Here is a 12,249-nt window from a genome sequence, read left to right as displayed (position 1 = left end):
ATTTCTTATTTCAACATAGCATACTCCAAAGTCACATTTCCTCTTTCACTTGCTTCATTAAGCATAGTAAGGAATTTTACTTTATAGTAATTTCCTGCTGCATCTTTTACAACATAAAAACGATCTGTTCTAATACTTGGCAATGTTGTTTGACTACCACCATTTCTCCAGTTTGCACCTATTATCCTTTGGTCTGTTTCTGAAGCTTTAAAACTATCTTCAACAATTTTTGCTTTTGTAAAATCTGCATAAGATCCTCCTGTAGAAACTAAAACTTGATACACTTTAGCTCCTCCTCTTGAATTTGTAGTAATAAAGTCAGAATAACCATAAGTTACTTCACCAGAACCCATGTTCAGATAGTTAGTAAACACTGTAAAATTCAAATCCCATTTAGCTTTTTCTGGCTCAACAGAAACAGTATTTCCTGAAGTTAGACTAAAGAATGTAAAATTAAGAGCTGTATCTTTAGAAACTGTTTTTTCTGTAAAAGTTGTAGAAGTTAAATCTGCATATTGAATTTTATATCCACTACCATTTCTTAAAATTCTAACTTTTTTCCATCCTCTTGGATCCCCGTCAACTTCAACTGCTCCTGTTCCTGCAACTTTAGTACTAACCAAAGCTCCCATATTAACAAGATATACTTTGTTATCAGCATCTGTAGCTGAGATTTCAGCAATAGCAGTACCAAATCCCGCTCCTGCACCAGTTAAAACTCCAGTTGGGTTATCAACAAAACCATTTGAAGCCAATGTTGTTCCTGCACCTACAGTTACGTTAGCATCAATTTCCTGAGGTAAAGTAATATCTGATGTTTCTAATTTTTTAACAGCCATTTTAAGAGATCCATTTATTATAACTCTAAAATCACTTCCTGAATAGAATCCAAAATCCCAAGCAGCTCTATTTACAGATTTAGATGTACCTGAACTTAAATCAAGGTAAAGCTGATTTGGCTGATTTGGTCCACCAACACTTGCAGATACTACACCACCTGTGTAAGCTGTCTCATTAAAGTTAACTTGTACTGTTTTATTTTCACCCAAAATAGCATTGATACTATTAGTAGAAATTGTAAAAACAACATTTTTTACTTCTCCTTCGATAGCTTCTTTTAATTTCTTAAAAGTAAAAGATACTGACGAAACACCTTTTTCAAAAGGCACAACAATTTTTCCAGCAGCAGATGCTGGCAAAGTAGTATAATCAATTCCATTAGCAACTGCTGTTTCAGTATATGTAACTGTTACTGATCCAGCTGAAGCAGTAGCTGCAGCAAAATTAATCACAACAGGGGTTTCTACAGCTGTTAAATTCAATGAAGTAGTTGCAAAAGCCACTCCATTAACTTCAGCCGTATTATTATCATCGCTTGAACAAGATGCCAGTGATAATACGAAAAGTGATAAAAATAATAGTTTTTTCATTTGTATTCTAGTTTATGTTTAAAGATTAAGATTATATGAAAGTCTGACAAAATAAGATCTTCCGTACGCAAGCATAACTTGTGAATCTCCCGCATGGCCCGCAGACTGATTCGTATTTGTTTGGGTTACATTTGTAACATTACAAATGTTTCTGGCTCCTAAAGTAACATCAAGCTGATTCTTGAAAAATGATTTTCTAATACTAGCATCTAGCCAATGGCTTGGATCAATATCAGATATAATATACTCTGAGGATGTTTCAATAAACTGCTGTGATTTTCCGTTATATTTATAATAAGCTGAAAATATTGTACCCCATTTTTGTAGAAAGTAAGAAACACTACTGTTGATATTAAATGAGTATAAAAATTTATCATCTGATGAAAATACCTGATTTTCTATTTTCCTTGAAACACCAACAACTGCAACACCAACATTAAATGTTAAGTCTCTATATCTAAATTGATTCATTGAAGAGAAATTCCACATTTTGTATTTACTAATATTAATATATTGGTATTCCGGATTTCCTGTATCAGGATTAAATCGGGTTAATGCCATATCAATTCTATCATTAACATCCAGATAACTTGCTGCAAATGTGTTAGCAACATTTAAGTCGGAACCTATTAAAGAAGATTTTTTTAAACTGGCTTCAAATGAAGTGCTCGTCTCTGGAATAAGATTTTCATTTCCCACAAAAAAATGTCCATCAAATATTAATTTTGAATATAATTCTTCGAAAGTTGGAGTTCTAAAAGATGAACCATATGAACCTCTTAATTCTAATCCAGAATCAAACAAATATCTTAAATTAAGAGAAGATGCATATTGATCTTTGAATTTAGACTGCGCAGAAAATCTTAACCCTGGACGAATTGAAAATCTTTCTGTTGCCATAATTTCTGAAGAAGCAAAGAAATCATAATTCTCAAGCGTTTTTCTAACAGGATAAAAAAGATTATTTCCTTCCTGAACTAAAGAATATCCCTGATTATTTACAAACTCATAACCTATTTGAAGATCATATTTTTTATTTGTAAAAAAGTTACTTAAAGTCCCTGTTGAATAAAGAACTTCCATTGACTGATCTTTTACAGTAGTATTTTCTTTTTCATTTTTATTTTGAAAATAATATTTAAAACTTTCAACATCACGCTCTTGCTTTTGATGAGAAAGAGAAACATTATAGTTTAATCTAGTAAAAAGTTTTCCCGTTGCATTTAAATTGTGAAAATATCTATTAGTAAAATATCTCATATCATCAGCATATGTATAGGATCCTAATACTGGATTATAACCTGATTGTACTGTAGCATTATAATAATCGACATCTTCATCTAAATATTCAAACTTATAGAAAACTTTAAACGAACCTTTATTGTAAGCAATTAAAGCATTTCCGTTTAACTGTTCTTTTGGTAACCATCTATATCCTCGAGTCTGATCATTAAGATCATAATTCTTTCCGTTTTTACCATCTAAAAAACCCTGAAAATCATTCCTATTAGCCCCAACACTAACAAACCAATTATCGTTAATGGTATGAGCAACTCTTAATGATTGTATATGACGACCTTTATCAAAGAGAGCATATTCATCTTTTATTGTTTCTTCCTGAATAGCCACATTAATATTCCATTTATGCGTTGATGATTTCTTTGTAATAATATTTAAAACTCCGCTTACTGCATTAGCTCCGTAAACCACTCCCATTGAACCTTCTACAATTTCAATTCTCTCCACATCATCAAGATTTATTTGAGATAAATCTATGTTGTTACCTAAACCCGCTTCATTTACCAATGGAATATTATCAACAAGGATTTTAAAATATTGAGCATCCAATCCAAACAAAGAAACAGTAGATCTGCCACTTGTCCCACTGGGTCTAACTGTAATATTTAAATATTGATTTAACACATCAGACAAATTATTAGCAGCCAAATTTTTAATATCCTTATTTGAAATCACTCGAACATTAAAAACTGACTTTTTAATTGACTGAGGCTCAAACTGTCCTGTAACTACAACTTCTGATAATTTTTCCTGCGAGTTTATAGTATCTCTTTGCTGGGCAAAAGAATAAGTACTAAATAACAGCACAGCAAAAAAGGTAATTTTAATTTTCATTATTTTTATTAAGTCTTAATAATCGATGCAAATATATGATTATTTTTAATTGTTCTAAATTAAATTTATATATTTGCAAAAAATTTAAAAACAAAACAATAAGTTATGATTTCCAAAAGTCTTTTAATGTCAGCCGCTTTGGCTTTAACATGCAGTCTTGGTTTTAGTCAGGACAAGAAACAACAAGATATTAAGTCTATTAAATCAATGTGCGGTTGTTATGAAGTGAAATTTAATTTCACCGAAACATTCTCATACCCAAAAGACTCTCTTACTTACAAACCATCTGAGACAAAACACGAGTCGGCTTTGGAATGGGTACAATTATTAGAAGATACTCCTAACAAAATTGTGATGCAGCATTTGCTTATTGTAAGCCCTGATATGATTATCAAACACTGGAGACAAGACTGGCTATACGAAAACACAGACTTATATTCTTTTGACAAAGGAAATTCTTGGAAATACAAAAAATTAGACAAAAAAGCGGTTAAAGGACAGTGGACTCAAAAAGTATATCAAGTAGATGATAGTCCAAGATATGAAGGTTCTTCAACTTGGGTACATGTTGACGGAAAAGATTACTGGGCAAACGTTGCAGATGCTCCACTTCCTAGAAGAGAGCAGACAAAACGTAACGATTACAATGTTTTAAAAAGAAGAAACATTCACGAAATCACAGCTACAGGATGGAATCATGAGCAAGATAACGACAAATTGGTTCGTGACGATGCTGGAAACGATGTTTTGTTAGCACAAGAAAAAGGATTTGACGTTTATACTAAAGTAGATGATTCTAAATGTATCGCTGGACAAAAATGGTGGGCAGCAAACAATGCGCTTTGGAAAAACGTTCGCGATAAATGGCAGACTCTTTTTGACAGACATAAAGACTTAAACTTAGAAGCTAAAGTAGACAGAAAAGCACTTTACTCTTTATTGTTTGATTTAAAACCAGACACTGCAAAAGCAGAAACAGATAAAATCATTGACAAATTTGTTAAGTAATTAGAATTAGTTGTTATAAAAAGGCCGGAAGTTTTGAGACTTCCGGCCTTTTTTTTTGAGTTTATTGCTTTACCATCTTTTACAATACAAAATATCTAAATTCAACAAAAAGTATTCATTTAAGAGCTTACATAAACTAAAAAAAACCGTCTGAAAATTAATTTCAAACGGTTTTCTCAATTTAAGAACTTTATTACTATAAAACTGGATTATTTAAAACCTCAGCTTGAGGAATTACAAATGTCAATCTAGGATCATCATATTGGAAACTTTCTCCTGCCATGAATAAGTGATTAGATCCCCTTGTAGTTGTAGCTTTATTACGCTTCATTGCTAAATAGCTTTTTCCTTCACCCCAAAATTCTATTCGGGTTTGAAGATAAATCTCTTTCTGAAGTGCTGTTCCCGACAATGCATCTAAATATGCAGAGTCTACTTTCCTAATTGCAAACAACTGTTTTAAAATAGTTTTTGCCCCTAAATCATCACCAAGCATTGCTTTAGCCTCAGCATTTAAAAGATACATTTCTTCTATCCTCATATATACATAATCCGTGGTAATAATTCTTTGTCCTCCTGGCACCCTATTTGTGTCAAAAAATTTACCTAAAGGTCGACCCGTTGAATTGAATTGCCCTTTTCTAATATCAGAAGCTGTAATTTTACTTTGAAGTCCACTATCCATAGTTTTAGGATCTCCTGCGTAAGCATAACTATAAGTATAATAATCAATTTGTCCCCACCACGATATTAAATCCAAATCTGTAGCTGTTGTTAAATCAACTCCCCACATCCAGCTTGGTGTAGCAACATTGTTAAATCCAGATTCAGGATTAGTAAGTTTACCTGTTCCATCCAACTTAGCAACTAATTGATTTTCTGTTGTTAGAGGAAAATTATTTTGAGCAATAATATCTGATGTAATATCTCTAACTTTCTGATAGTTTCCTTGAGCACCATATGTATAAGCTAACAATCCCTGAGCAACAGCTTTATTAATACTGCTTTTATTATCTCTATTATATGTTTCTAATAAACTAATAGAATCTGTCAAATCTTTTATGATTAAATCATAAACTTTTGAGGCCGCACTTTTGGGTTGATTAGGTACTTTTGTATCTGTATAAATTGGAAGTATTAATTCATCAGCATTATACCCTTTTTGAAATAACTGTGCTAAATAAAAATATCCATAAGCTCTTAATGCTTTAGCTTGTCCTAGAATATGTTTTCCTTCTTCATTTTCTGGAATTACATCGTTTCCTCCAAAAGCTTCAATAATTTGATTTGCCGAAAAAATCACTCTGTAATAATATCTCCATGGTTTATAATTGTTAAGGTCTGTAAAGTTTACAGTTGATTGATATCTTACAATTGCAGTATAATAACCATAATTAGTTCCTGCTAAAACCATATCTGAACATAACATGTCAGTATAGATATCAAAGCCTTTTTGTCCAAAATCATCGTGACTGGTAGTACCTCCCATTCCTGGAGTATACATTGTAGTATAAATCCCTGATAGAATTGCGTTTAATGCCTCAGGTTTAATCTTTACTATTTCTGCTATTTTACTATCTGTAACAACCTCTGTTGGCTGGCTTTCAAGAAAATCACTGCTACACCCAAAGAATGTAAATACAGTAATTACCCCTAATATTAAATTTAAATTCTTCATTTTTTTTGCATTTTATAATTAAAAATTAGCTTTAACTCCTAATGAAATAGTTGACATTGGGGCATATGTGTAAGTACTTGATTGTCCAGAAAGAGCACCTGCAGGATTAAATCCTTTTCTAGCAGAAAATAACATTAAATTATCACCAGAAGCATAAATATCTAATGAGTTCATACTAATAGTATGAAGAAACTCCTTTGGTAAAGAATATCCAAGTCTAATATTATTTAGCGACAAGTAATTTGCCTTAGTAACAAAACGTGAAGATGTTCCATTAGCGCTAATATCAGAAGTATTAGACAAGCGAGGTACATCGGTAATATCTCCAGGATTCTGCCATCTATTTTTAATATCTGTACTCCAGTTGTTAGAACCAATGTAGCCATTGTGCATTAGAGATTGATAAGCGGAATCATAAGCGTACCCCCCTAAGCTATACAAAAACTGTGTACTCAAGCTAAAAGCTTTATATTTTGTACTCAAGGTAAATGCCCCTCTTACTTTAGGAATAGAAGATTTACCAATAAATTTATTAGCTGCGTTAGCATAAGTAGTCGTTATAGTTTCCACAACATTTCCTACTTTATCAGGATTTTGTTTTTGCCACTCATACAAGGATTTAATGTAAGTTTCTGTACCATCTAATTGTCCATTACCATTTGCATCATAATAATATGCTTTCCATTGAGCAACCCCTGTTTGAGAATCTACACCTACATATTCTGGAACATAGAAATCATAAAGAGAATGCCCATCAGCTCTTCCATATATAGTTGCTATATCAATAATCTTTTCTTGTCCTGTGGCAGGATCAATTGGCATTTTTAACATTTCATTTTTCGGCAACTCTCCATTGACATTAAAATCAACAAAATAATTTTTCCCTTTTAATAAATGAGCAGTAACATCAAACTCCAAACCACTATTTAACAATTGTCCATCATTAACCTTCATAATTGCATACCCTAAAGATGGTCCTACTCTTCGGTCAAAAAGTAAATTAGAAGTGTTCTTCGAATAATAATCTATTGTAGCATCTATATAACTTCCTAAACTAAATTCAACACCCACCTGAAATTGTTTTGATTTTTCCCAAGTTAAATCTGGATTTCCTTTTGTTAAAAATGCTAGCGAAACATCATCATTTAAATTATTAATAGAATATTTATCAACCCCAGGATAATAATCTAAATTTCCATTCGAGTCAGTCACACCTTGTTCTCCTGTGACACCATAACTTGTTTTTAATTTCAATGAACTAAATATCTTTTGATTTTGCATAAATGATTCATTCGAAATTACCCATGAAGCTCCAACAGAACCAAATGTTCCCCATTTATTATTTATAAATTTAGAGCTACCATCTCGTCTCACTGTACCTGATAGAAAATAGGTATCTTTATAATTGTAATTTAATTGACTGAAATAACTTTCTAAAGAGAACCCATATGTATATGAAGATGATGGAGAAGACACTACAGCATTATTTAATTCTAAACCATTAGGATCAAACAAATTATGTCCAGATGCATACATATATGCTTGACTAAATTTATTACTTTCATGAGCCACTAAAGCTTCAATTGAATGAGATCCAATATCTTTTTTAAAACGTAATAGATTTAAAATATTATAGGACAATCTTTCGTTTTTAGTTTTATCAAGACTTCCATTTTGTTGTGCTGAAGAGCCATAAAATGAGTCACCTTTTAAATCACGAGATGAATTAAAATACTGAGACCCTACTCTAGTTTCTAAGTTTAATCCCTTTGTAAATTGTAAATCAAAAGAAACATTAAGATTAAGTTCATGACGACCTGTCCTATCAACTGTCTTGTATGCATCAGAAATAGCATTAGTCAAAGAGCCAAATCTTCTGTTTTGTCCATAATCATATAACCCTCCTCCATAGATTGGATCCTGTAAAATATTACCTTTTGAATCTCTTTGGAAAAGTGGATAAATTGGCGCCATATTGTCAACAAACCAAAATACACTATTGGAGTCAGATGTTTGTCCGTTATTATTAGATTTAGAATAAGTGTATCCCATATTCACAGACCCTTTTAACCAAGTCCTGATTTGATGATTAACATTTAAACGAGTTGACAAACGCTTAAAATCAGAATTTATTGAATATCCTTTATCTTCAAGATAGCCGAAAGATGAATAATAATTTGTTTTTCCTTCTCCTCCACCCATAGTTAAGTTAGTTTCTGATCTTAGAGAAGCTTGGAAAGCATAATCTTCCCAATTTTCTGGAGTGTATTTTTTTGTTACACCTGATCTAACTGTTCTGGTAACAGGATCAATCAACTCGCCGCCATTAGCAACATTCCAAGAATTATAAGCAGGATTTACACCAACAGTCGCATTAAACAAATTTTGATTTGCATAAGCAACAGGATCAGCTTTCTTTGTTATAACTCCTTGATTATATAAACCTTCCCAACCTAATGCTATATACTCATCTGCAGATTTAATAACACTATATCTTGGAATTAATGAAATATTATTACCAATTTTTGTTTCCACCTGAATGTAAGATTTGCTAGACTTACCAGACTTAGTATTAATAATAATAACTCCATTAGCACCTCTGGAACCATAAATAGCTGTAGCTGAAGCATCTTTTAAAACGGTTGTAGATTCAATATCAGAAAAATTAATCGAGCTAATATTACCACTAAACGGAACTCCATCGACAACATATAGAGGATCAGCACTAGCGTTTACTGTTCCTATTCCACGTATACGAATAGTTGCATCTTTTCCCGGCTGTCCAGAAGTATTAATTACTCGAACTCCTGCAATTTCTCCTGCTAGAGCCTGAGATACATTTGTTACATTTTTACGTTCTAAAACATCAGCTTTGATCTGCTTAAATGTTCCTGTAAATGATTTATTTGTTGTAGTACCATAACCAACCACAACAACTTCATTTAAATTAACGCCGTCTTGCATTGATACATTTATTGTATTTGAATTTCCAATTTTAACAACAGAATTTTCCATTCCAACAAAAGAAAAAACTAATACATCTCCTTCTTTTGCATTAATAGAATATTTTCCATCAAAATCAGTTTGAACGCCATTAGCCGTTCCTTTAACAATCACATTCACGCCTGGAATAGGTCCTGTCGTACCAGAAACCGTACCTACTATTTTTTTCACTTGTGCAAATGACAATTGCATTCCAAGTACAAAAAAAAGTACAATCAATCTTTTTAAGTTTTGTTTCATTATTTTTTTGTTTTGAGTTATTAAGGGCGAACTTAAAAATTTAAAATAATTTTAACAAGATTTTTATATACTTTAACATTATTATTTGAAATATTTATACTACAAAAATTAAAGATAAATTATAAAAAAGAAATAAATAACTTACAAATAAGTTAAAATGAGAAGAAAAAGTAACAAAAACGAAAAATCGTTTAACATTCCCATAATTTTTCACGAGTCAATTTCCTGCAACTTAAAAGATGAAAAAAAACCGTCTAAATAAATTTTAGACGGCTTCTTAATCCCTTACCATTTTAGACTAAACAGGGTACTAATTCAAAATAGTTAAAAATGAATATAAGGAAGATATTTTCAGCTGATAGTATTACTTAAAGAAGATAGCTATTATCAATTTTGAAATAGTTTCGAGAATGAATGACTAAAACATCAAAATTGGAAGAAATATACTTTACAATATTTTTTAGGAGTGGTATATTGTTTTCAGAATTCTTAGACAAACCTAAACAAAACAAATGTAGTTTCCTACAAAAAAAAGTCTTAGAACTAAAATATGTCTTATATTGATACTTCTCAATCTTTTAGAGGTAATTTCTAAAAACAAAAAAGCCTGACAATTTCAAAACTGTCAGGCTCTTATATATTGGTTTTAATGAGATTACATTCTCTCGGGAACTGCAATTCCTAATAACTGGAATGCAGATTTTATAACTTCGGCTACTTTTTGAGAAAGCTGTACTCTGAATATTTTTTTAGTCAAATCAACTTCACCTAAAATATGTACCGATTGATAAAATGAGTTATACTCTTTTACCAAATCGTACGTATAATTAGCAATCAAAGCTGGGCTGTGATTTTGTGCCGCATTCTGAATTACTTCTGGGAAAAGCTCGATTTGTTTTACCAATTCTTTTTCTTTTTCGTGAAGTTCTTCAATTTCAATTTTAGCAGAAAAATCAAAATCGGCTTTACGAATTATTGACTGAATTCTGGCATACGTATATTGAATAAATGGACCTGTATTTCCAGCAAAATCAACAGATTCTTCTGGATTAAATAAGATACGCTTTTTAGGATCTACTTTTAAAATGTAATATTTTAAAGCTCCTAAACCAATCGTCTTATATAATTTTGCTTTTTCGTCGTCAGAATAGCTGTCTAGTTTTCCTAAATCTTCAGAGATTTGTTTCGCAGTGTCTGTCATATCCTGCATTAAATCATCTGCGTCTACAACAGTTCCTTCACGGCTTTTCATTTTTCCAGAAGGCAAATCTACCATTCCGTATGACAAATGATATAAACTTGAAGCCCAGTCAAAACCTAATTTTTTAAGAATTAAGAACAACACTTTAAAGTGATAATCCTGTTCATTTCCAACGGTGTAAACCATACCTCCAACATCCGGCATATCTTTTACACGTTGAATTGCAGTTCCAATATCTTGTGTCATGTAAACCGCAGTTCCATCAGAACGTAAAACGATTTTACGATCAAGACCTTCATCAGTTAAATCAATCCAAACAGAACCGTCAGGATCTTTTTCGAAAACCCCTCTATCTAAACCTACCTGAACAACATCTTTTCCTAATAGGTACGTATTGCTTTCGTAATAATATCTGTCAAAATCAACTCCAAGATTGGTGTATGTTGTAGCAAAACCATCATAAACCCATTGGTTCATTTTTTTCCAAAGTGCAATTACTTTTTCGTCTCCGGCTTCCCATTTTTTCAGCATATCCTGCGCTTCTATAATAATCGGCGCTTGTTTTTTAGCTTCTTCTTCTGTTTTACCAGTTTCAATTAAACCGTTAATTTCGTTTTTGTAAGCTTTATCAAACTCTACATAGTATTTACCAACCAATTTATCTCCTTTTAAACCAGAAGTTTCAGGAGTTTCTCCGTCTCCGAATTTCTCCCAAGCCAGCATTGATTTACAGATATGAATTCCTCTATCGTTTATGATTTGTGTCTTATACACTTTTTTACCTGAAGCTTTTAAAATCTCTGCTACAGAATATCCTAATAAATTATTACGAACGTGTCCTAAATGCAAAGGTTTATTGGTGTTTGGAGAAGAATATTCTACCATTACTGCTTTTTCAGCAGGATTTGGCTGAACAAAGCCAAATTGTTTACCGTCTCTTATTTCGTTAAAGAAATTGACATAATAACTATCCGAAATTACAATATTCAAGAAACCAGATACTACATTAAAGCGTGCTACCTCCGAAACATTCTCTACTAAATAGTTTCCTATTTTGTTTCCTAATTCTGCTGGATTGCTTTTTATCACTTTTAACAATGGAAAAATTACCATTGTAATATCGCCTTCAAACTCTTTTCTGGTAGTCTGAAACTCGATTTTTTCAACAGTAACATCAAATAATGCCTGTATTGCTTGTTGTATAGAAGGTGTTAGAATTTGTGCTAATGACATGTAAACTTATTTTAAAGTGAGCAAAGATACTGCTTATTCATCAATTAGAGAAAATCAAAAACATATTAAATTCAAGAAAACAATCTGAATTTGGCAAAAAAGTGGAATTTTTAATTGTTAAAATTATCAAAAAACAAAAAGCCTAATCTCTTATAAAACAAGCAGAGAGAAAGTTTTTATATTTTTTTTTACATTTTATTGTAACATAACAAACACATGAGAGTCTTAATAGAGACATCAATTTTTTATTGAAGCAAGAAAAAAAAATAAAAAGTAACTAACACAATCATCATCAATCAAATCAAAACAATCAATAAGAAAAT

General features: G+C 31.6%; 6 protein-coding genes. 1 reads left to right on the top strand and 5 read right to left on the bottom strand.

The window, feature by feature from the left end; all coding sequences use genetic code 11:
• Nucleotides 1-5 precede the first annotated feature (5 nt).
• Together GSY47_RS20585 and GSY47_RS20580 are read right to left on the bottom strand one after the other, a co-directional pair.
• Entirely contained in the window at nucleotides 6-1,430 is a 1,425-nt protein-coding gene (locus GSY47_RS20585) for an HmuY family protein (RefSeq protein ID WP_179007894.1), read from the bottom strand.
• A gap of 18 nt (nucleotides 1,431-1,448) precedes the next feature.
• Nucleotides 1,449-3,563, bottom strand: a complete 2,115-nt coding sequence (locus tag GSY47_RS20580) for a TonB-dependent receptor plug domain-containing protein (protein ID WP_179007892.1) — start codon at nucleotides 3,561-3,563, stop codon at nucleotides 1,449-1,451.
• 105 nt (nucleotides 3,564-3,668) lie between these two features.
• On the opposite strand from GSY47_RS20580, the gene GSY47_RS20575 reads away from it, so the two are divergent.
• Nucleotides 3,669-4,571 (top strand): DUF6607 family protein, encoded by a 903-nt coding sequence (locus tag GSY47_RS20575; protein ID WP_091496414.1) that lies wholly within the window; start codon nucleotides 3,669-3,671, stop codon nucleotides 4,569-4,571.
• A gap of 196 nt (nucleotides 4,572-4,767) precedes the next feature.
• Here the strand turns inward: GSY47_RS20575 and GSY47_RS20570 are convergent, their stop codons facing one another.
• The 3 genes from GSY47_RS20570 to argS all read right to left on the bottom strand — a co-directional run bounded on the left by GSY47_RS20570 (nucleotide 4,768) and on the right by argS (nucleotide 11,926).
• Complete coding sequence (locus tag GSY47_RS20570; protein WP_179007890.1) at nucleotides 4,768-6,249, bottom strand: RagB/SusD family nutrient uptake outer membrane protein; 1,482 nt, start codon at nucleotides 6,247-6,249, stop codon at nucleotides 4,768-4,770.
• Between the two features lie 18 nt (nucleotides 6,250-6,267).
• Nucleotides 6,268-9,492, bottom strand: coding sequence for a SusC/RagA family TonB-linked outer membrane protein (locus GSY47_RS20565; RefSeq protein WP_179007888.1), 3,225 nt, complete (start codon nucleotides 9,490-9,492; stop codon nucleotides 6,268-6,270).
• 655 nt (nucleotides 9,493-10,147) lie between these two features.
• Nucleotides 10,148-11,926 (bottom strand): arginine--tRNA ligase, encoded by a 1,779-nt coding sequence (argS, locus tag GSY47_RS20560; protein WP_179007886.1) that lies wholly within the window; start codon nucleotides 11,924-11,926, stop codon nucleotides 10,148-10,150.
• Between the last annotated feature and the right edge of the window lie 323 nt (nucleotides 11,927-12,249).

Origin of the sequence: Flavobacterium quisquiliarum, from assembly GCF_019308285.1 — a bacterium.
Classification (GTDB): domain Bacteria; phylum Bacteroidota; class Bacteroidia; order Flavobacteriales; family Flavobacteriaceae; genus Flavobacterium; species Flavobacterium quisquiliarum.
Note: the sequence above shows the minus strand (reverse complement) of the source record. Positions and strands in the feature narration are given on the sequence as shown.

Excerpts from the sequence above, each read along its gene's own strand:
- GSY47_RS20585 (WP_179007894.1), bottom strand. The coding sequence starts at position 1,430 with ATGAAAAAACTATTATTTTTATCACTTTTCGTATTATCACTGGCATCT.
- GSY47_RS20580 (WP_179007892.1), bottom strand. The coding sequence starts at position 3,563 with ATGAAAATTAAAATTACCTTTTTTGCTGTGCTGTTATTTAGTACTTAT.
- GSY47_RS20575 (WP_091496414.1), top strand. The coding sequence starts at position 3,669 with ATGATTTCCAAAAGTCTTTTAATGTCAGCCGCTTTGGCTTTAACATGC.
- GSY47_RS20570 (WP_179007890.1), bottom strand. The coding sequence starts at position 6,249 with ATGAAGAATTTAAATTTAATATTAGGGGTAATTACTGTATTTACATTC.
- GSY47_RS20565 (WP_179007888.1), bottom strand. The coding sequence starts at position 9,492 with ATGAAACAAAACTTAAAAAGATTGATTGTACTTTTTTTTGTACTTGGA.
- argS (WP_179007886.1), bottom strand. The coding sequence starts at position 11,926 with ATGTCATTAGCACAAATTCTAACACCTTCTATACAACAAGCAATACAG.